Genomic DNA, 21,123 nt, shown 5'->3' with positions numbered 1-21,123 from the left:
CCCTATATATCTTTCTATAACTTTGGCGCATCAAGTAAGTTGATGTGCCAAATAAATAAAAACACTGAGACGTTTGACAGTGTTTAGATATGCCACAAAATTATTCTATTTTTCAATTAGGAATATGATCACTTCCTAGCTTAAAGAGATTATCCTATGTTATGGATTAATTAGTCTAGTTAAGTTTTTTTGCATAAGATTAATTTTACAAACTAGGGCAATATCTTCAATATTATTTATGTATTTTTCGATTTTCTAGGTTACATACTAGTACAATCTTAAGCATTCAAGTTATTCTCTCCCCACGGCTAATATTTGCTCTGACTCAAATCCCATTGCTATATAAGTACAACGACTTGAAAAAACCAAACTATGTAAAGTAATGTAAAAAAAACTGCATTTAGTCCTTATGAGAGGACTAAAGTCCTTACTACAAACCTTTAATTATTTACACCGTTCTACTTAAGTTATAGGCACCCTGTTTAATTTGGAGAAAAAATTCCAGTATATGTAGGGTGTTTTAGGCGTAAGCCATAACGCACCACCAGCTTTGGGGATGCCGTACTTTCGCGGCTAAGACAACCGTAAGACCGCAGGAGGAAAATTCACACTGCAATTTGCCTCCTCTATGTATATATTTACAAACCAAATATGACTCCTATAGTACACTTAAAATTACACATTCCTTCATGAAGTTTGTTAACAGTCAATAATCAACAAGAAAATAGGTGCAACTCATATGCACCATAGCTGATGACTTGCTAACAACTGATGATTATTCTACAATCACTATTTAATCTTGAACTCAATGTCATGAATATCAAATGATATAGATATTGAAAATGTTTATAAGTTTTTTAAATATCAAATTCGTGAATTATATAACTATGGGAAGATGAATTATTAATAATATTTTGCACTCCCTACCGCTTCATCATGAATTAGGATGAGACTATAGTTTATAGTATAAAATCATACAAAATAGGAGTAAAAATTCTATGGATTTCCAAGATTTTCTCAGACATAACTTTGCACAAGTTGCCATTGGAGAATTTAAGCCAGGTAAATTTGAAGCGGCAAAAAAACTCTATGAAGAGGCAGTCTTAACCTACACTCATGGTTTCAAAGGAGCTTATTTATTGCAAGAACCAGGTACAGATAAGGGTATATCTGTAATATTTTGGGAAAGTGTAGAAGATATGACTGCTAATCAAAATGAAGCTTATCAAAATATTTTAAAACAAATGATGCCATTATTTGCTGAACCACCACAAACGGCTGTATATGAACTCGTGTGTGAAATTAAGCCAGTGGAAACACAAGATGATATGAACAGGGAGTAGGATGTCGTGTTTGGGGTAGGCTGTTGACTCTGTACCTTTTCAGGGGTGAAAAATTCATGCACAATTCTTTCCTTCTTTAAGTAATGAGTAATAAGTAATGAGTAATGAGTAATGAGTAAATACCCATGATTTATTACTTATTACTTATTGAATTTGGCTCACCGATGATAACACCAAAACTGTATGAATAAAGAATAGGTAAATCTCATCAAAGTCAACACCCTAGGTTCGGTTAAGCACAATTTAGTTCGTAGTAAGGACTTTAGTCCTTATTTATGAGAGGACTAAAGTCCTTACTACAAACCTTTAAGTTTTCATTCATTGAACTCAGAACTGTTCATTAATGTTACGCTAGGAATTTGTTTATTTTCCTTCATTAAACGGCTATAAGTTCGCTGCGGAATAAAGTGAAGTGGATTGTAACCAACAAAGCGTAAAATTAACACACAAGCCCAGGAATATCTACCATCAGTGATAGCTGCAATAATTTGATTTAACTGTTCATTAGTAATTGCACTATGAAAACTTTTCGATGAAGAAGGAATTTGGTAGTTCATAATCATCTCTCAGGTAACTTGTTCAGAATGTAGACCATTGAGAAATTTGATGTTCAATTAAACATATCGTAATTTACTTTGATTATGGAACTGATTTGCTTAATTTGAGCTTAGGAAGTAGGAAATGAAAATTATTTCTCAGTTTAACGCTGATTTTGGTAGTTAATTTCCCTCACCAATCAAATATATATTTTACTTATTCATAATCTTTCCTTAATTTATCTGGCAAGTTTTCAACCAAGAAATTGGGAATAAAACAGTTAACTAAAATACAGAATACTAGTTTTTGTCTACCAATTTCAGCCAAATTGGCATTTTTTTGAGGATGGAGTTAGGTTTTCGCAGACTGACGCAGCACTCTGGATGATTTTTGTTTCCTCCTAAAGCTAGAAGTAACTCGTATTCAAGCTTATCTACCATAGAGACATAAAAGGGAAAGATAAGTAGAACGACTTGAAAAAACCAAACTATGTAAAGTAATGTAAAAAAAATGAATTTAGTTCGTAGTAAGGACTTTAGTCCTTAAGAGAGGACTAAAGTCCTCACTACAAACCTTTAATTATTTACACCGTTCTACTTACTTCTCAACAAGTTAGTTCTAAATTACGACTAACTTTATAGAGTGTGGGAAATCGCCATGTATGAACTACACCAATCTATTTTGGCTGATAGTGAAGAAAAAACTACCCTGCATCAGCTAATATTTGCACTAGAGGCTTTAGGTAAACGTTACTTCCTCAGAAATGAGATTCTGCAAACTTTTGCTAAATACTGTCATCAATTCCAAAAACCTACATACTTTTACTATTCTTCTTCAGTGGGGAAATTAATTCACTTTACCCACGAAATCATTCTAGAGGAGGAAGCTATTTGGTTTGTGGTGCGTCCGAGAATTGCTCACCAAGAAGTTTGGCGACTGACATTAGATTTTAGTAAGTTTGAGGTGATGTCACCTGAAGTATTATTAGATGTGAGCGATCGCCTAGTCAATGCCTACGACCCCCACATTTTAGAAATTGACTTGAAGGCGTTTTATGAAAATTCTCCCAGAATCAGAGACTCAAGAAACATTGGTGAAGGTCTAACCTTCCTCAATCATTATCTATGTAGTCAATTAGAAACTCATGGCGAGTATTGGTTTGAACTTCTATATTTAGCCCTAGAAGCCTTAAAATACAATAACACTCGCTTACTCCTCAACGATCGCATTTCCTCTGGCACTCAATTAGCTCAACAAATTCCCTTAGCAATTGAGTTTCTCAGTCAGCGACAAGGTGAAGAACCCTACACCAACTTTCACCAGGACTTACAACAACTAGGTTTTGAGCCTGGTTGGGGAAATACAGCTTCCCGGACTCTAGAAACTTTCACACTCCTACAAAGACTAATTGAAGCACCACAAGCACCCATCCTCGAAGCCTTTGTTGCTCGTGTTCCGGCTATCTTTCGTGTGGTTTTGGTGTCTGTTCACGGTTGGGTAGCACAAGCAGATGTTATGGGACGAGATGAAACATTGGGACAAGTCATCTATGTCTTAGAACAAGCGCGCAGTTTAGAAAAAAAACTCCAGTCAGAAATTCAACTCGCTGGTCTTGACAGCTTTGGTATTCAACCCCATGTAATTATTCTTACTCGCCTCATTCCTCACTGTGAAGGTACATTCTGTAACTTGGCACTCGAAAAAGTACAAGACACAGAAAATGCTTGGATATTACGTGTTCCCTTTAAAGAATTTAATCCAAATATTACTAACCACTGGATATCTAAAACTGATATCTGGCCGTATTTAGAAACCTTTGCTTGGGATGCAGAAAAACAACTCATCACTCACTTTCAAGGTAAGCCTAATTTAATTATTGGTAACTATACAGATGGTAATTTAGTAGCTTTTTTACTGGCACGTAATTTAAAAGTAACTCATTGTAATATTGCTCATTCTTTAGAAAAACCCAAATATTTATTCAGCAATCTTTACTGGCAAAATTTTGAGGAAGAATTTCATTTTTCGGCACAATTTACCGCCGATTTAATTACCATGAATGCAGCAGATTTTATCATTACATCATCATACCAAGAAATTGTAGGCACACCAGACAGTATAGGACAATATGAATCATACAAATATTTTACTATGCCCCACCTGTATCATGTAGTTGATGGCATAGATTTGTTTAGTCCTAAATTTAATATGATTCCGCCAGGGGTGAATGAAAAAGTCTTTTTTCATTACAGCCAAAAAATGCGACGGGATGCCAATTTAACGCAGAAAATATCTAACTTACTCTTACATCAAGAACATCCCCAAATTCTGGGTAAATTAGATAATATTCAAAAGCGTCCTATTTTGGCAGTAGCACCGATTACGTCAATAAAGAATCTAACTGGTTTAGTAGAATGTTTTGGCGAAAGTGCCGAATTACAAGGGCATTGTAACTTAATTATTTTAACTAGCAAACTCCATATTTCAGAAGCGGCTAACCCAGCAGAAGCAGCAGAAATTCAAAAACTACATGATTTAATTCATCACTATCAACTACAAAATAAAATTCGTTGGGTGGGAATGCGGCTACCTAATTTTGAAGTTGGAGAAGGCTATCGAGTAGCGGCTGATTGTCGGGGAATTTATGTACATTTTGCCCGATTTGAAGCCTTTGGACGCAGTATTTTAGAAGCGATGATTTCCGGCTTACCAACTTTTGCTACTAAGTTTGGTGGGGCGTTAGAAATTATTGAAGATCATGATAAGAGTTTTCATATTAACCCCACAGATTTACCAGGGACAGCTAATAAAATTGTGACGTTTCTGAAAGAATGCGATCGCAACCCCGAATTGTGGCCAGAAATATCCGAGTTGGTGAGCCAGCGTATCTATCATAAATACAATTGGGAGTTACACAGCAATAAATTATTATCAGTGGCTAAAATCTTTAGTTTTTGGAATTTTGTTGCCCCAGAAAATACAGAAACTAGATTGCGTTACATGGAAAGTTTATATCACTTAATTTATAAACCAAGAGCCGAGAAAGTTCTAGATAAACATATGGGCAAGTGATATAAATTAAAACTCTTTAATTCTCCTGATTCCTACTACTTTAAAACCTGGGTTATGAATCAACAATCCACCTCTAGTGATTTTATCTATGAAGACTGGGCATTAATTGAAACTCAGTTTAACCCTGAGCAAATTAATGTCAGGGAAACTATCTTTACTATTGGTAATGGATATTTAGGTACAAGGGGTAGTTTTGAAGAAGGTTATACTCGTAGCTTACCAGCAACATTTATTCATGGTGTTTATGATGATGTGCCGGTAGTTTATACAGAATTGGCTAATTGTCCTGACTGGCTGCCGTTAGTAGTGACGATTAATGGCGATCGCTTTCGTCTTGATCAAGGAGAAGTATTACAATATAAACGACGGCTAGATTTACGTCATGGTTTATTAAGTCGTTGGGTACGTTGGCGTAGTCCGAAAAATCAAGTTATTGAAATTCACTTTCAACGTTTCGCCTCCCTTGCAGATACACACATTTTAGGGCAACGTTGCCAATTAACATCCTATGATGGCGATGCTGTCATAGAATTTCAGGCTAGCATTAATGGCTATGCAGAAAACCAAGGTTTTAATCACTGGGAAAGCATAGATCAAGGTAAAACAGATCAAGGGATTTGGTTAGAAAGTCGTACCCGTAGTACCCGCATTGAAATTGGTATGGCGGCGAAAATGACTATATCGGGATGTGATGCTACTCTACAAATCAGCACTATCCCCGGTTATCCCAGCATCAGCACCAGCTTTTTAGCCACAGCCCAACAAACTGTGACGGTAGAAAATATAGTCACAGTCTTCACTTCACGGGAAACAAAAACACCAGTTATCGCCGCCCAAGAAAAAATTGCAGATATAGCTGATTACACAACATTATTCACAGAAAATCAAAAAGCTTGGGAGCAAGTCTGGCAAACCTGTGACATAGTCATAGAAGGGGATAAGACAGCCGCTTTTGCAGTTCGCTACAATCTATTTCAGCTATTAATTGCCGCCCCACGCCATGATCCTCAAGTCAGTATAGCAGCTAAAACCTTGTCAGGGTTTGGTTATCGCGGTCATATTTTTTGGGATACAGAAATTTTTATTCTGCCGTTTTTTACTTATACCCTGCCAGATGTCGCCCGTAACTTACTCACTTACCGCCATCACACCATAGCAGGGGCAAGACGAAAAGCGGCTCACTACGGCTTTAAAGGAGCAATGTACCCCTGGGAAAGTGCTGATACAGGGGATGAAGTTACCCCTCGTTGGTCACTACCAGATGATTATTATGGTGAAGATGTGCGAATTTGGTGCCGCGATCGTGAAATCCATAATAGCGCAGATATCGCCTATGCCGTCTGTCACTACTGGCAAGCCACTGGTGATGATGAGTGGATGCGGGATTATGGCGCAGAGATGATTCTCGATACAGCTATCTTTTGGGGTAGTCGAGTTGAATTTAACCCCCAGTATGACAGATATGAAATTCGCGGCGTGATTGGTGCAGATGAATATCACGAATTTGTCCACAACAACGCCTTTACTAACCGCATGGCGCAATGGCATTTAGTACAAGCACTACAAATTTATCAATGGTTACAGCAAAATTTCCCCAAACGTGCGGCCGAACTAGCCCAAAAGTTGCAACTCACCCCAGAAATCACAACCTCTTGGCAAGAAATTATCAATAAAATCTGGATTCTTTACGAACCCTCAACCGGATTAATTGAACAATTTGAGGGATTTTTTCAATTGAAAGATATTGACTTAACCGACTACGAACCACGCCAGCAAGCCATCCAAGCTATTTTAGGCATGGAAACAACTAACCACACCCAAGTTCTCAAACAACCAGATGTTTTAATGCTGTTGTACTTGATGCGGACATCAGCAGAGTTTCCTTACAATCAGCAAGTATTAGCCACCAATTGGGATTATTACGCACCCCGCACTGATATTACCTATGGTTCATCCTTAGCCCCACCAATTCATAGTATTTTAGCCTCAGACTTAGGGAAATCAACCATAGCCTACCAACGCTTTCTGCAAGCTGCAATGGTGGATTTAGAAGATCATCGTGGTAACACCCAAGATGGGATTCACGGTGCTAGTGCAGGAGGTGTATGGCAGGCGGTAGTTTTTGGCTTTGGAGGGATTCAATTCACAGAAAATGGCCCCATAGCTCACCCCCATCTACCCCCCGGTTGGTCACGCTTGCAGTTTCAAGTACACTGGCGCGGGGAGTGGTATGAGTTTGATTTGAGGAATAGGGGGCAGGAGGCAGGGCAGGAGGTAGGGGGCAGGGGGCAGGAGGCAGGGGGCAGGGGGCAGGGGGCAGGGGGAGACAAGGGAGACAAGGTAGACGAGGGAGACAAGGTAGACAAGGGAGACGAGGGAGACAAGGGAGAAATATTTACTCCTATGCCCAATGCCCAATGCCCAATGCCCAATGCCCCATTCCCAATGCCCAATGCCCAATACCCCGATATTCGCGGATTTATCTTTGATTTAGATGGTGTACTGACGGATACGGCTGAATATCATTATTTAGCATGGCAAAAATTGGCAGATGAAGAAGGTATTCCTTTTAATCGGCAGATGAATGAAGCTTTGCGGGGTGTATCTCGCCGTGCTTCGCTGATGCTCATTATTGGGGATAGACCTTATTCAGAAGACCAAATTCAAGAAATGATGGCACGGAAAAACCGCTACTATGTGGAGCTTATTCAAAATATCACGCCCAAGAACTTATTACCAGGAGCGATCGCACTTTTGCATGAACTCCGCCAAGCTGGAATTAAAATAGCCATTGGTTCAGGCAGTAAAAATGCTCAAACTGTGATCGAAAAACTGGGTATTGCCAATCAGATAGACTCATTAGCTGATGGTTACAGTGTCCAAAAACCTAAACCTGCCCCCGATTTATTTCTCTACGCCGCCCATCAGCTAGGCTTAAAACCAGAACAATGTGTAGTTGTAGAAGATGCAGCCGCAGGTGTTGCAGCCGCCTTAGCCGGTGGTATGTGGGCTATAGGTATCGGCCCTTCCCAAAGGGTAGGAACAGCCCATATAGTTCTCCCCAGTCTCGCGGGTGTCAGTTGGAAGGATTTACAGCGTCAAATAAGTAATGAGTAATGAGTAATGAGTAATGAGTAATGAGTAATGAGTAATGAGTAATGAGTAATGAGTAATGAGTAATGAGTAATATAGCCTTTATTACTCTACTCATGTACTGATTACACTACTCAAAAATTTGGTAATCTCCGCGCCCCTCTGCGTTTTCCTCCGCGCCCCTCTGCGTTTCAAAAGATTAGTTCTCTTTTCTCACCCCTGAAAATGTATAAACTCAACACCCTAGACAGGGGGTTGGCAATTTACGCAGAGATTTGCCTATGTTTGTTTTAACTTCGAGCAATTACATAACTGTACGGCGTGTAGCTTCAGTATCAATTGGTTTAATTAGGTACAACCGTAACATATTCCAAAAGATAGCGATCGCTGGCGGGATTCTTTGCAAAAATTTCACAAAGCCAGGCATATCATTATTTTTGATTGCTGCTAGCTTCAAATTATTTTCGGAACACTGTTCCAAACGCCAGAAAAATTCCGGGTGATTAGTATTTAAAATCACAGGAAATGCTCTAGCTGAGGTGTTATTTGTCTCTTGAATGACTCGTTGATTGTATTTGCGGGGATGGATACCAATTACTTCGTAAAAGCTAGCCCGTTCAAATACTGTCATCGTGTGGGTAGCAAAGACAGTTAACAAAAAGAAACGTATCCATAACTTAGCTTGCCAACTTTTCCATAATTTGGGCTGGGATCTTAACACCGCTTTAAAGAAATCCCCGTGGCGATTTTCATCTTGACACCAACTCTCAAATTTACGGAATAAGGGATAAAATTGATATTCTGGATGCTCCTGCATATGCTTATGCACCAAAATATAACGCCAGTAGCCTATTTTCTCCGATAGATAGACGGTGTAAATCACCCACTCTGGCGGGAAAAAGGTATATGTGCGGTTTTTAGTTAAATAGTTTAAGTCTAAAGACAAATTCAAATCCGCCATTGATTTATTCAAAAATCCCGCATGGCGTGCCTCATCCCGTGCCATATAATTAAAGGCCTCAGCCAACAAAGGATTACGGTCTTTGATGCGCCGTGATAGCTCTTTAAACAACAAAAACCCCGAAAACTCGGAAGTACAAGAACGTTCCAAAAAATCAATAAAGGTGCGGCGTTTTTCCCCGGTAATATGATCCCAATTCTGCTTAAACTCTGCATCCCGAACAAAGTGATGGCGGTTGTAGTCAGCCCGTAGTTCTTCCACAATGGCGCGAATTTCCGCCTCATTAGCAGAAATATCCAGATTCGCCACCGCTTCAAAATCCGTAGTATAAAACCGGGGTGTTAATAAAGTTTCTTGAACAGGTGCTTTTATTCCTGGCTTCAGAGTATGCGGCTCTGGAGTTGCAAGAGTATTAACCATGAGACTCCTTTATATAAACGGTTTTATAGTTATATAAACATAAATTCATATTTATATACATCAGTTAAATTATTGAAGTGATTAGGTATTGATTATTGGGAATGGGGCATTGGGCATTGGGCATTGGGCATGGGATATGACTTACTATCTACCTTGTCTACCTTGTCTACCTTGTCTCCCCCTGCACCCTGCTCCCTGCCCCCTGCCCCTTGTCTTCCCCCACACCCCCAACAATATATGTAGTGAAATTAAGCGAAATATAAAAAAATATTAATCTCCGTATAGTTATACAGCTATTAATAGTTAAATGATTTTGGGAGATATAAAAATAGTCTGGATTTGCGTCAGCAGTGTTAGTTGCTAGATAGAGCGATGCGAATCCTCTCTAAACCTACAATAACAATCTTCTCTCTAGTATTGACTGCGAATTTTCAGCCATCTTGAGTATGTGAATGTGGCTGTCGGAAAACTTAAGCATAAAGGAAGCAAAAATGAGTAGCAATTTAGCCATCAAACTGCGTTCTGGTACTCAAAAAGCTCACACAGCAGCAGAAAATGTGGGATTCATGAAATGTTTTTTGAAGGGGGTTGTAGATAGAGAAAGTTTCGCTAAATTTTTAAGCAATTTGTATTTTGTCTACAGTGAACTGGAAACTGCTATTACTAGCCATGTTAATAACCCTGTAATTGCTACCCTGTACTTCCCTGAATTAAATCGCCAAGCCTCTTTAGAAAAAGACATGGTGTTTTATTATGGCAGTAACTGGCGAAATTTAATTACACCTTCCAGCAGCACACAGGCATACATCAAACGCATTCATGAATTGTCTGCCCATGAACCTGTGTTGTTAATTGGTCATACTTACACTCGCTACATGGGCGACCTTTCTGGGGGTCAGATGTTGCAAAAAATTGCCCAGTCTACACTGAAATTATCTGGCTACGAAGGCACATCTTTCTATAATTTTGAGCAAATTCCCGACAAGGCAGCATTTAAAAACAAGTATCGTCAGGCGATGGACTCATTATCTATTGATGATGCCACAGGCGATCGCATTGTTGCTGAAGCCAATATTGCATTCCAATTCAATATGCAAATGGCTAGAGACTTAGAAGGCAGCTTAATCAAAGCCATTGGCCAAGTAGTATTTAACAGCTTAACTCACACCACTAACCCCGGTAGTACTGAAGCAACCGCGATGTGAGGGGAGGCAGGGGGCAGGGGGCAGGGAGCAGGGAGCAGGGGGCAGGGGTAGACAAGGGAAACAAGGTAGACAGTAAGTCTTATCCAATGCCCAATGCCCAATGCCCAATGCCCAATGCCCCATTCCCAATGCCCTATGCCCAAATTTGGTTTCAATCAACACATCAGGCTCTAGCGGTGAATATTTAAACTAGAAAATAGCTAGAGCATAGATATTTTCTTGGCAATTTGTGACCAATCAAAAAACAAATTGTAGACTACACATACCTATACATCTCACCGGACAATAAAGCAAAGGTAATCAGTCAAATTTCAAAAGCTCAACCTTGATGTATTTATTTATATATCGCTTCATTTCAGATGTTATTTCGATTACCGCAACATATCAAGTGTAAAGAAAAAGGTAATCAAAATCACACTTGAATTGATCAAAATCATCAAATATAGCTTCATGTTCTTTTGCTTTTTGGCTTTTACCTTTTCACTTTTTGAATGGTCACATTACCTTGGAGGATTTGATGGTTTTTCTGTCATCTGGAGTTAGATTTGACCTGGAATTGATTCAAAAGTATGATACTCCTGCACCTAGATATACAAGTTACCCAACTGCGGCACAGTTAGCTGAAGGGTTTACCCAGACTGATTATCAAGCTGCGATCGCTGCTTCTAATCAACGTAAATCACCTTTGTCTTTATACTTCCATATTCCTTTTTGTCAAAGTGCTTGTTACTTTTGTGGTTGTAATACGGTTATTTCTAATAATACCAATATTGCCAAACCATACCTAGACAATTTAGCACGAGAAATCGAGCATACAGCATCTTTGATTGACCAAGATCGCAAAGTTCTGCAAATTCATTGGGGTGGTGGTACACCTAATTATTTAGACTGTGAACAAGTAGAATTTTTGTGGAAACAAATCACTCGCAACTTTAACCTCGATCCACAAGCTGAAGTTTCAATTGAGATTAATCCCCGCTACGTTGACGAAGACTACATTTTCTTTCTCAGAGAAATTGGGTTTAATCGTGTTAGTTTTGGTATCCAAGATTTTAATAGTAAAGTACAGGTAGCTGTCAACCGTATCCAACCGGAAGAGATGTTATTTAATGCCATGAGTTGGATTAAAGCAGCTCAATTTGACAGTGTAAATGTAGACTTAATTTATGGTTTACCTTATCAAACTTTACAGAGCTTTCGTGAGACGGTACAGAAAACAGTTGCATTAGATCCTGATCGAATTGTGGTTTTTAACTTTGCTTATGTACCTTGGTTAAAACCAGCGCAAAAGCATATTCCTGTGGAGGCATTACCCCAACCCCAGGAAAAGTTAGAAATTTTGCAAATGACTATTGAAGAATTGACCAAAAGCCAATATCTATTTATTGGTATGGATCATTTTGCTAAAGCTAACGACGAACTAGCAATAGCACAACGTAACCGCACCCTCCAACGTAACTTCCAAGGCTACACAACCCACGCAGGTACAGACTTATTTGGCTTTGGTGCTACATCTATCAGTATGTTGCATGATGCTTATGTGCAGAATCATAAGCAGTTAAAAGAATATTATCAAGCAGTTGGTAGCGATACTTTACCAATTAGTAAAGGTGTAAAACTCACTGATGATGATATCTTAAGACGCGATGTGATTATGTGCATTATGTCGAATTTTCAATTGCATAAATCAGAAATTGCAGAGAAATATAATATTGACTTTGATCAGTATTTCGCTTTGGAACTAAAGTTATTAGAACCATTAGTAGCTGATGGACTAGTGACTTTATCACCTAACCATATCTACATCACTGATATTGGTAGGTTATTAGTCAGGAATGTTGCTGTTGTTTTTGATACTTACAATCAAACGCCAGAAAAACATTTTTCTCGCGCCATATAATAACCAACCTGCAACTATCAGCTTGTGTTCATAGAACATCTTGGTAATTGGTTGCTGGTAATTCTCTGTACTTAATTACCTCTGACCAATTACCCACTATAGTCTCATAAGACTTAATTAAAAGAATTTGTTATTAATTCTGCTATATCTATCTTTTGGCTTCAAAACTTACTTCATCTGGGAGAAACGCTAAGTAATTTAGCTTGTTATTCTTGGTAAAGATGAACTTTTTGAGGACATTATATGAATATTATTGCATGGGTAATATTAGGACTATTGGCTGGTGCGATCGCTAAAGCAATTTATCCCGGACATCAAGGCGGCGGTATCCTAGCTACCATGATTTTAGGTATCGTTGGTGCTTTCATTGGTGGTAGTTTATATAGTTTATTAGCTACGGGAACGTTACAATTTACCGCTACTAGTTTTAGTATTCCAGGTCTTTTGATTGCTATCATCGGGGCAATGGTTGCCATTTATATATGGGGGCTTCTCAGCAGAAGTCGCAGCGCGTAAAACAATTGAAAAATCAACAAACGAAACTCAAAACAAAAAATCAAGCATTCACTAATGTAATGCTTGATCATCCCAAATTGGGATATTTCGTATTGTTTTGAGATTCTTTAATCCAAAATCCAAAATCAGGATAACTCTTTGCTTAGTTGAAAATATCTCTAGAGGCAATTCATGTTTTTCCACAAAAAAGAGCCTATTCATACAGTAAACGTTGATGATGCTAATCCTCGCTTTGCTCAGTTATTATTAGAGCAATTTGGCGGAGCAACCGGAGAATTATCAGCAGCTTTGCAATATTGGGTGCAATCATTCCATGTTGAGAATCCTGGAATCCGGGATATGTTGCAAGACATTGCCATTGAGGAATTTGGACATTTAGAAATGGTTGGTAGACTGATTGAGGGTCATACCAAAAATGTGGATCAAACAGAGGCTTATAAAAGTACTCTCTTTGCAGTTAGAGGAATGGGGCCTCACTTTTTAGATAGTCAAGGTAATGCTTGGAGTGCAAATTACCTTAACGAAGGTGGAGATGTAGTCAGAGATTTGCGTGCGAATATTGCGGCTGAAGCTGGTGCGCGTCAAACTTACGAAGAGTTAATTAAGCTATGTCCCGACCAAGGTACAAAACAAACTCTAGTACACTTATTAACAAGAGAAATTTCTCATACCCAGATGTTTATGAAAGCTCTAGACTCACTGGGTAAATTGACAGATCCACTATTTGGAAATATCCAGCCTGATGAGACTGTGGATATTTACTACAATCTGTCTACCAATGGCAATGGACATGATGAACGTGGCCCTTGGAACTCTGAACCAACATTTAAATATATTGCTAATCCTTTGGAAAAAAGGTAAAAGCCAAAAACCAAAAGGTAAAAGATAAAAGATAACTATTTTTACCTTTTGACTTTTTTATTGTTCTCTATTCCCTATCTATTCCCTTAATTTGGGAGATAAATTTGTGATTGTAAATGCAACTCCAAATGGATGGGAAATTATTTATCACCGCGCCCATGCGTTGTTAGCTGCCCAACTAGCAGGACAATGGCGACGTAAAAATTCTCCAGCACGGATATATGAAACTCTAGCTGCTATTTCTCATCATGATGATTTAGAAAAAGAATGGCAGGAAGATAATCTGACTCCTGGTGGTGCGCCAATGGACTTTACCATGTACCAAACAACATCTGTGGAGAAACTGGCGGATTTAGTAAATGCTGCCCGTTATCGAGGCAGGTGGGTAACTTTATTAATTTCTAAACACATCAGCCGTTTAAATGAACCAAAAAGAGGACAGTCTCCTGAAATAGATCAATTTTTAGATGAACAACTGCAAAACCAGCAGCGTTGGTCTGAGGAATTGGGGATTGAGAAAGATGAGGTAGAGGCGGCTTATGCTTTTATGCAGTGGTGCGATCGCTTATCTCTGATATTATGTCAGCAGAAACTACCAGCCGATGAAAGATTTTTAGAAATTAGTTTGGGACCTGATGGTCAACGCTATGACATTATGCAGCGTAGTGATCGTTTGCTGACTGTTCAACCTTGGCCTTTTGAAGATGATAAATTTACAGTCAATGTTGAAGCCTGTGATTTACATCAAGTCAAGTTTGAGAGTAATGCTCAACTCACGCAATCTTTGCAAACAGCCCCAATCAAAGTATTAGAGTGGACATTTGTGAAAACTTAAAAATTGTCAATATTTCTATTACCCCCAATAACTAAAAAGCGTCCGGGAGTGTTGCCGTGTTTCCACCCCAGACGCTTTTCAATTTCAACTTGCTCCTCACACTACTAAAAAATATCATTGATGTTTTCTCAACTAACTCTAGTGTGTGACACTTTTTTAACTGCACAAAAAATACTAATTCGTAATTCCTAACTATGCTCTGCGTCGCTATCTCAAAAACCTTGGTTTTGGGGTGTAGGGGTGTAGGGGTGTAAGGGTGTAGGGGTTAGTAAAACGATGATTCTTTCGTTAGTCTGAGAGTCATTACTCACTGCTTGGCAAAAAACCTACACTTGTGAGGCAGCTATACCCCTAACATTAAAAAACGCCTGGGAGTGTGGCCGTGTTTCCACCCCAAGCGTTTTTTAATTTCAACTTACTCCTCACACACAAATAAAAGTTACCATCTGTCAGTGGACATGACAAGTATTTTATTTGACTCTTCACGGAAACTTCATATTAATCATTATCTTATTTTTCCCCTACACCCTTACACCCCTATACTAGGCTGTTGACTCTGTACTTTTTTTAGGGGTAAAAGTTCATGCAGTTTCTGTGTCTTCGTAATCAGGAGAAAATAATATTTTTCGTTTCGAGAGCGAAGACTGACCAAAAACCTGAAGAAACCATGCTTCAACATCAGCAAAGCTAATATTTAAAAGTGCATTTTTAACAACAGTAGTTGTTAAATCCATAGTCGATAGACATATGGTTAGTAGCATTTGACTGATTTCTTTAAATGGACAGCGAGCAGAAAATTGCTTGTATTTTCCAAAGAGTGATTCAATGACATCAGAAGTAGCCAAAAAAGTACCTTCATGCTTGATTTTGTTACATTGAACAGCTAGATAACCCAAAATATCTTGCTGAAGCTTCTGGAGACAATTATCATCATAATTATCTTGATTATTTGCGAAATGCACAAGAGAATCATGATTGATTCCTGATTGTTTAAGCTCAGTTTCGATACGGCGTGTTAGCAATACCATTTGATTCCATTTAATTAAATCTGATTGATAATCATTTAACCACCCCAACTTATCTCTGACTTTTTGATAAATCACTGTGGGGGCAATATCTGGAATCAGGCTAATTAGAGTTTCCACTGATGAGTTTAATAACTTAATTCCCCAATTAGTTAGCCTTTCAATATTAAAATAACGACATTGAGAACGCTGTGATGGCGGAGCTAAAAAAGATAATTCTGTTTGCTGTAATTGCTGCCTACATATGCTACACTTTTGGATAAATGATTGATATCTCTTATCTGATTCTAATTGATATTTTAATAGTAATGCCATTGCGTGAGTCACATCATGCGTATAAATTACCTCTGGATTATTTTCTTGATATAGCTTGATTCCACGCGCTAGGTCACTACTATTATCTGCAACGATTTGTCTTGGTACTCCCACCCTTTGGCTAATTTTATCTAATTGCTTTTCTATGATTTCTCCTTTGGTAGACTCCATTATTTCTATTGCTAGTATTTCTACGTCTTTATGTGATAATCCCCTCTTTTCCTCAATTACATTTGATAATAAGTATTCCTGTGACACCCCTAGCACAACTAAAGCTTTATGTTTTCCCAATGCTAAAGTAAAATCCACAATGTAAATCCAATCCCTGCGATACTCTTTTTCTCTTTTTAACTCATATATTGCTATTCTTCCTAACCATTTTCTAATACAGCTAAAGCTAGGAGTTGCCTGTGATTCACAATCATTAAATAATTCAAAAACTTTCTCTACACCTCTAAAACTAATCCCACTGTTGATTAACAAATGTATCGCTTGCTGAATTGTTTTTACATCATAATAGTGACCCTTAATCTTTAAGTCTGTTTCACCCATCTCCGATTCTATGTCGGCTGATTGGTTTTCGATTTCTGCTTTTTTTCGCTCTCCTCCTCCAACTTCAGTTTTTTTAACCTTGCTTCTGCCGCCATCGCACGCTTTTTCCACTTCTCTCTCGAATCCGTTAAGTCTCTCACTTTTATTTCTAAAGCTCTGATTTGCTTCTGTTTTACGACCGCCTTCTCTTTCCAGTTTTCTCTACCTTTCTTGAACAATCTCGCTAATCTACTCACTGGGCTTTTAAACTCTTGCATAGACTTTGACTTTGCTGGATTTTTCCGACACAATTATTGTATGAACTAATTCTGCCTTAAAACCGACAAAGTCAACAGCCTACCCCTATACCCCTACACCCCTATACCCCTGTATTTCTCAAAATTTCCCTAATGCTCAAATTGTTCGTAAGCCGAAACAATACGCTGCACTAATGGATGACGGACGACATCTTTTTGAGTAAATTCAGAAAAGGCGATACCTTCAACGTGCTTTAAAATTTGCAAAGCTACTGTTAAACCAGATTGTTGATTCATCGGTAAATCAGTTTGTGTTGTGTCGCCTGTAATGATCATGCGAGAACGGAAACCCAAACGAGTTAAAACCATTTTCATTTGAGCCGGGGTAGTGTTTTGTGCTTCATCAACAATCACAAAAGCATGATTTAAAGTTCGTCCGCGCATATAGGCTAGAGGCGCGACTTCAATGATTCCCCGTTCGATTAAGTTAGAGACTTTCTCTTGGTCGATAAATTCATAAATAGCATCGTAAAGGGGACGGAGATAGGGGTTAATTTTCTGTTGCAAGTCTCCGGGTAAAAATCCCAGGCGTTCGCCAGCTTCTACCGCCGGACGAGTTAAGATGAGTTTTTCTACTTGATTAGTTAGGAGTGCTTGTACGGCAATGACAACAGCCAAGTATGTTTTACCTGTACCAGCCGGGCCAGTGCAGAAGGTGAGGTCATGCTTGCGGATTTGTTCAATGTATTGGCGTTGTTTAAAAGTTTTAGCGCGGACTTCTTCCCCTCGGCGAGTTTTTGCTAAAATATCGCGCTGTAATTCTTTAAGTTCGCCTTGCCGGTGGGTATCTAGGGCTTGACGAGCTGTTAAAATATCGGCACTAGAAATATTGTTGCCCTGAATCCAGATACTTTCTAGCGATCGCACTAATTTCGCCGCTAAGTCTTTTTGTGTATCTGTACCAGAAATATGTAGTTCTTGTCCACGCAATACTAAGTTCGCTCCTGTTTGCCGGGAGAGGATTTTCAGGTTTTCTTCTCTATCACCGACTAGAGCGATCGCACTGGGAATGTTAGGCAGCTGAATTATGACGGCATCTGCCATAGTTATTTTCTTATCGTGTGAGGGGCAATTGTGAGTATTTCTTTATTAATCGAGGCAGTAGAGATACAATTGCATCTCTACTTTCTTTGGCTTGTTTAGCACTTTCAGTTAGTAACGTCCAACCTTACGTGCTGTTTCTGCCTTGCGTTTACGGCGTAAACTCGGTTTTTCATATCTTTCCCGACGTTTGACTTCCGATAAAATGCCGGCTTTTTGGATTTTCTTTTTAAAACGTCTGATTGCTGAGTCAATCGACTCATTTTCACCCAAACGAACTTCAGCCACTCCCTGGTTTCACCTCCTGCCAGAGACTATCACAGTTATCATTTATCAATTATCAGCTATCAGCTATCAGACTGTTCACTGATTTTAAGTCTACGGAGTGTTTTTCCGGCGACTATATATATTTGTAACCTTTGGAGAAAATTGCCGAAAGATTGTGTCATCTTTTGACCATTTCCATATTTTTTTGGAAGTTTCTGAGCGGAAACGATTCAACAAGGCAAATTTACTTTTCCTTTTTACCTCGGCCGCTCAGGCTTCTGATTTATTTGTAACTTAGCGAGAGCGCGGTTTGACAACAGGTCTTGATGGGTTATGCCGTTCTCTTGTTCGGGGATGAGGCGATCGCTCTTGCTGATCTTCGTCAAAAGACATACCTTCCCTCGCAGAATTGGTGTTACCGTAAATATCCAGATAAACTGATTGTTGAGACAATTGTGCCGCAGCCGCAATTACTGTCCGAATCGCCTGGATATTCCGTCCACCTCGGCCAAAGACTTTGCCTTTATCATTACTGTCAAAGGCGATGCGAATCCAAACTCTTTTGAGGGTTTGAGAAATTTCACAATCAACACTTAAAGACTCTGGAGATTCTAAAAATGGCTGCATCAAAAACTGTACTAGCCCAACGTAGTTAGGGCTAGCTGTTGCTGTCGTGGAATTAAGATGCGGTTGTGGCACTGACCTGTTCAAAGACATTTGCTTTTTGTAAGATCCGACGTACTGTGTCAGTAGGTTGTGCGCCTTGCTGTAGTCTCTTGACGATGCCGGGAACATCCAGGCGTACCTCATCAGTTCTGGGGTTATAGAATCCCAGTTCTTCTAAAGGACGACCATCGCGGCGAGAGAGGCTATTCATAGCGACAATGCGGTAGCTCGCTTCCCGCTTTTTACCGTATCGCTTCAAGCGCAATTTGATCATGGTTGAAGAATCATTCTCCTGTTTATGGATAATTTGAGGAAGCAGCTGTTTTTAATTCAGAACTTCCCACACTGAAATGCTAATTTTAGCACTTGCTCAGGGTTTACGGCTATGATTTCAAACATGAAATTGGGGATTGGGCATTGGGCATCGGGCATGGGGCAATTTAATTTTGGATTTTGGATTTTCAATTTTGGATTGGATTTGAATCTAAAATCCAAAATCTAAAATCTAAAATTCTTCCCCTTGTCTACCTTGTCTCCCTTGTCTCCCCCTGCTCCCTGCCCCCTGCCCCCTGCTCCCCTGCCTTGCTACATCCCAATCTCAAAGATTCCCAAAGCCTTTTTTCTTCTTATCCTTGGGTTTTTTCTTCTTCGTACCGCCGCCACTGTTATAGCCGCGCCAACCTGGGGCGGCGGGACGGCCACCCATGCCGGCGTAGGCGTTACCGCCGCCACCGCCAAACATTCCGCCTGGCATTCCGGGCATTCCGGGGAAACGACCTTGACCCATTTGTTGCATGAGCGATCGCATTTTTTGGAAATCAGCTACTAATTTACTTACGTCGGCTTCTTTATAACCTGAACCCTTAGCAATTCTTCGCCGACGACTGGGGGAACTAGCCAATAAATCGGGGTCGCGGCGTTCTTGGATGGTCATGGAGTTAATCATGGATTCACAGCGTTTTAGCTGGGTTTCGCCATGTTTTAGCTGATCATCGGAAAGCTTACCCATCCCTGGAATCATCTTGAGGATACCGCCCAATGACCCCATGTTTTTCAATAGGCGCAGTTGCTTGACGAAATCAGTAAAGTCAAATTTCGCTGACAGGATTTTCTCCTGCATTTGTTCTGCGTCTGCTAAGTCGATTTCTTCCTGGGCTTTTTCTACCAAGGTGAGAACGTCACCCATCCCCAAAATCCGGGAAGCCATGCGGTCTGGATAAAAGGGTTGTAGGGCTTCAACTTTTTCACCCACACCTACAAATTTAATCGGCGCGCCGGAAATTTGCCGCACTGACAACGCCGCACCACCACGGCTATCACCATCCAGTTTGGTGAGAATTGCCCCGGTAATCCCGATTTGCTCATGGAATGTACGGGTAAGATTTGCTGCTTCTTGACCCGTCATAGCATCCACTACTAACAAAGTTTCGTGGGGTTCGACTGTGGCTTTGATGCGGGCTAATTCCGCCATCATGTCTTGGTCAATTTGCAGACGACCAGCAGTATCAATAATTACTGTATTTACGCCTTCCGCCTTGGCACGTTCCACACCTTGACGGGCGATTTCTACAGGGTCGGCATCGCTTCCCATGTCAAAAACGGGAACATCAATTTGTTTACCCAGGGTGATTAACTGGTCAATAGCGGCGGGACGATAAACGTCTGTAGCGACTAACAAACAACTACGCTCTAATTTGCGGAGGTGTAAAGCTAATTTAGCCGTGGCTGTGGTTTTACCAGTACCTTGTAAACCAGCCATCAAAACGATTGTCGGCTGTTGTTCAACTTCTGCGAGGGGGACATTTTCCTCACCCATTACCTGCACTAGTTCATCGTAAACAATTTTGATGAACTGCTGGTCAGGGCGCACACCGCTAATGACTTCGGCCCCTTGCGCTTTGGCTTCAACTTCGCTAATAAAATCTTTGACTACTTGGAGGTTAACATCTGCTTCTAGCAGGGCGCGGCGCACTTCCCGCAAAGCATCTTGAATATTAGATTCAGAAATTTTATCTTGTCCGCGTAGTTTCTTCCAGGCGGATTCTAAACGGTCTGCTAATGCGTCAAACATATCTTAGTTACGGTTATTGAGCCAATGGGGATGTCCGAATCACTGTTTGGGTGCGATTCAGAAGTGATGAATTTTGAATGTACTACTTACCAGCTTAGTAGTTTTTTCCCCGACTTGGAATGGGTAATGGGGAATGGGGACTAGGGA

The 21,123-nt window shown here is 39.8% G+C and carries 17 protein-coding genes; 9 read left to right on the top strand and 8 right to left on the bottom strand.

All coding sequences use genetic code 11. The annotated features are described in order from the left end of the window. Positions 1 to 998 precede the first annotated feature (998 nt). Positions 999 to 1,343 (top strand): antibiotic biosynthesis monooxygenase, encoded by a 345-nt coding sequence (locus tag ACPZ3T_RS02670; RefSeq protein WP_490273451.1) that lies wholly within the window; start codon positions 999 to 1,001, stop codon positions 1,341 to 1,343. A gap of 314 nt (positions 1,344 to 1,657) precedes the next feature. Here ACPZ3T_RS02670 and ACPZ3T_RS02665 read toward each other — a convergent pair whose 3' ends face one another. Next, positions 1,658 to 1,900, bottom strand: a complete 243-nt coding sequence (locus ACPZ3T_RS02665; protein WP_490273450.1) for a HetP family heterocyst commitment protein — start codon at positions 1,898 to 1,900, stop codon at positions 1,658 to 1,660. 637 nt (positions 1,901 to 2,537) lie between these two features. Here ACPZ3T_RS02665 and ACPZ3T_RS02660 point away from each other — a divergent pair. Both ACPZ3T_RS02660 and pgmB read left to right on the top strand, forming a co-directional pair. Beyond that, entirely contained in the window at positions 2,538 to 4,952 is a 2,415-nt protein-coding gene (locus ACPZ3T_RS02660; protein ID WP_490273449.1) for a sucrose synthase, read from the top strand. Positions 4,953 to 5,006: 54 nt separating this feature from the next. Beyond that, the gene (gene pgmB, locus ACPZ3T_RS02655) at positions 5,007 to 8,069 is read left to right on the top strand and encodes a beta-phosphoglucomutase (protein WP_490273448.1); all 3,063 of its coding nucleotides are present in this window, start codon (positions 5,007 to 5,009) and stop codon (positions 8,067 to 8,069) included. 280 nt (positions 8,070 to 8,349) lie between these two features. On the opposite strand, the gene acsF is transcribed toward pgmB, so the two are convergent. Further along, positions 8,350 to 9,426, bottom strand: coding sequence for a magnesium-protoporphyrin IX monomethyl ester (oxidative) cyclase (gene acsF, locus ACPZ3T_RS02650; protein ID WP_490273447.1), 1,077 nt, complete (start codon positions 9,424 to 9,426; stop codon positions 8,350 to 8,352). A gap of 491 nt (positions 9,427 to 9,917) precedes the next feature. On the opposite strand from acsF, the gene ACPZ3T_RS02645 reads away from it, so the two are divergent. The 6 genes from ACPZ3T_RS02645 (at position 9,918) to ACPZ3T_RS02620 (ending at position 14,743) form a co-directional block, all read left to right on the top strand. After that, positions 9,918 to 10,631, top strand: coding sequence for a biliverdin-producing heme oxygenase (locus tag ACPZ3T_RS02645; RefSeq protein WP_490273446.1), 714 nt, complete (start codon positions 9,918 to 9,920; stop codon positions 10,629 to 10,631). Further along, complete coding sequence (locus ACPZ3T_RS02640) at positions 10,628 to 10,819, top strand: hypothetical protein (protein ID WP_490273445.1); 192 nt, start codon at positions 10,628 to 10,630, stop codon at positions 10,817 to 10,819. The genes ACPZ3T_RS02645 and ACPZ3T_RS02640 overlap by 4 nt, the downstream gene beginning before the upstream one ends. Positions 10,820 to 11,148: 329 nt before the next feature. Further along, positions 11,149 to 12,531: an oxygen-independent coproporphyrinogen III oxidase gene (hemN, locus tag ACPZ3T_RS02635; RefSeq protein ID WP_490273444.1), complete on the top strand. Its 1,383-nt coding sequence runs from the start codon at positions 11,149 to 11,151 to the stop codon at positions 12,529 to 12,531. Between the two features lie 243 nt (positions 12,532 to 12,774). Further along, positions 12,775 to 13,047, top strand: a complete 273-nt coding sequence (locus ACPZ3T_RS02630; protein ID WP_490273443.1) for a GlsB/YeaQ/YmgE family stress response membrane protein — start codon at positions 12,775 to 12,777, stop codon at positions 13,045 to 13,047. A 171-nt stretch (positions 13,048 to 13,218) separates the two neighbouring features. Then, the gene (locus ACPZ3T_RS02625; protein WP_490273442.1) at positions 13,219 to 13,908 is read left to right on the top strand and encodes a manganese catalase family protein; all 690 of its coding nucleotides are present in this window, start codon (positions 13,219 to 13,221) and stop codon (positions 13,906 to 13,908) included. A gap of 106 nt (positions 13,909 to 14,014) precedes the next feature. Beyond that, entirely contained in the window at positions 14,015 to 14,743 is a 729-nt protein-coding gene (locus ACPZ3T_RS02620; RefSeq protein ID WP_490273441.1) for a DUF3891 family protein, read from the top strand. 581 nt (positions 14,744 to 15,324) lie between these two features. Here ACPZ3T_RS02620 and ACPZ3T_RS02615 read toward each other — a convergent pair. The 6 genes from ACPZ3T_RS02615 to ffh all read right to left on the bottom strand — a co-directional run bounded on the left by ACPZ3T_RS02615 (position 15,325) and on the right by ffh (position 20,976). Beyond that, a complete protein-coding gene (locus ACPZ3T_RS02615) occupies positions 15,325 to 16,746 on the bottom strand; it encodes a hypothetical protein (protein ID WP_490270384.1) in 1,422 nt (473 codons plus the stop codon). Positions 16,747 to 17,021: 275 nt separating this feature from the next. After that, positions 17,022 to 17,975, bottom strand: coding sequence for a PhoH family protein (locus ACPZ3T_RS02610; protein WP_490273440.1), 954 nt, complete (start codon positions 17,973 to 17,975; stop codon positions 17,022 to 17,024). A 108-nt stretch (positions 17,976 to 18,083) separates the two neighbouring features. Further along, positions 18,084 to 18,260: a 30S ribosomal protein S21 gene (gene rpsU, locus ACPZ3T_RS02605; RefSeq protein WP_490273439.1), complete on the bottom strand. Its 177-nt coding sequence runs from the start codon at positions 18,258 to 18,260 to the stop codon at positions 18,084 to 18,086. Between the two features lie 273 nt (positions 18,261 to 18,533). Then, entirely contained in the window at positions 18,534 to 18,956 is a 423-nt protein-coding gene (locus ACPZ3T_RS02600; protein ID WP_490273438.1) for a KH domain-containing protein, read from the bottom strand. Continuing rightward, positions 18,919 to 19,179, bottom strand: coding sequence for a 30S ribosomal protein S16 (rpsP, locus tag ACPZ3T_RS02595; RefSeq protein ID WP_041555828.1), 261 nt, complete (start codon positions 19,177 to 19,179; stop codon positions 18,919 to 18,921). Before rpsP ends, ACPZ3T_RS02600 begins: the two co-directional genes overlap by 38 nt. Positions 19,180 to 19,503: 324 nt before the next feature. Beyond that, positions 19,504 to 20,976 (bottom strand): signal recognition particle protein, encoded by a 1,473-nt coding sequence (gene ffh / locus ACPZ3T_RS02590; protein ID WP_490273437.1) that lies wholly within the window; start codon positions 20,974 to 20,976, stop codon positions 19,504 to 19,506. Between the last annotated feature and the right edge of the window lie 147 nt (positions 20,977 to 21,123).

Source organism: Aliinostoc maniaoense, from assembly GCF_058172895.1.
Note: the sequence above shows the minus strand (reverse complement) of the source record. Positions and strands in the feature narration are given on the sequence as shown.

Coding starts and splice junctions, on each gene's coding strand:
- ACPZ3T_RS02660 (WP_490273449.1), top strand. CDS start 2,538: ATGTATGAACTACACCAATCTATTTTGGCTGATAGTGAAGAAAAAACT.
- ACPZ3T_RS02630 (WP_490273443.1), top strand. CDS start 12,775: ATGAATATTATTGCATGGGTAATATTAGGACTATTGGCTGGTGCGATC.
- ACPZ3T_RS02600 (WP_490273438.1), bottom strand. CDS start 18,956: ATGTCTTTGAACAGGTCAGTGCCACAACCGCATCTTAATTCCACGACA.
- rpsP (WP_041555828.1), bottom strand. CDS start 19,179: ATGATCAAATTGCGCTTGAAGCGATACGGTAAAAAGCGGGAAGCGAGC.
- ACPZ3T_RS02625 (WP_490273442.1), top strand. CDS start 13,219: ATGTTTTTCCACAAAAAAGAGCCTATTCATACAGTAAACGTTGATGAT.
- ACPZ3T_RS02610 (WP_490273440.1), bottom strand. CDS start 17,975: ATGGCAGATGCCGTCATAATTCAGCTGCCTAACATTCCCAGTGCGATC.
- hemN (WP_490273444.1), top strand. CDS start 11,149: ATGGTTTTTCTGTCATCTGGAGTTAGATTTGACCTGGAATTGATTCAA.
- ffh (WP_490273437.1), bottom strand. CDS start 20,976: ATGTTTGACGCATTAGCAGACCGTTTAGAATCCGCCTGGAAGAAACTA.
- pgmB (WP_490273448.1), top strand. CDS start 5,007: ATGAATCAACAATCCACCTCTAGTGATTTTATCTATGAAGACTGGGCA.
- ACPZ3T_RS02665 (WP_490273450.1), bottom strand. CDS start 1,900: ATGAACTACCAAATTCCTTCTTCATCGAAAAGTTTTCATAGTGCAATT.
- ACPZ3T_RS02645 (WP_490273446.1), top strand. CDS start 9,918: ATGAGTAGCAATTTAGCCATCAAACTGCGTTCTGGTACTCAAAAAGCT.
- ACPZ3T_RS02670 (WP_490273451.1), top strand. CDS start 999: ATGGATTTCCAAGATTTTCTCAGACATAACTTTGCACAAGTTGCCATT.
- acsF (WP_490273447.1), bottom strand. CDS start 9,426: ATGGTTAATACTCTTGCAACTCCAGAGCCGCATACTCTGAAGCCAGGA.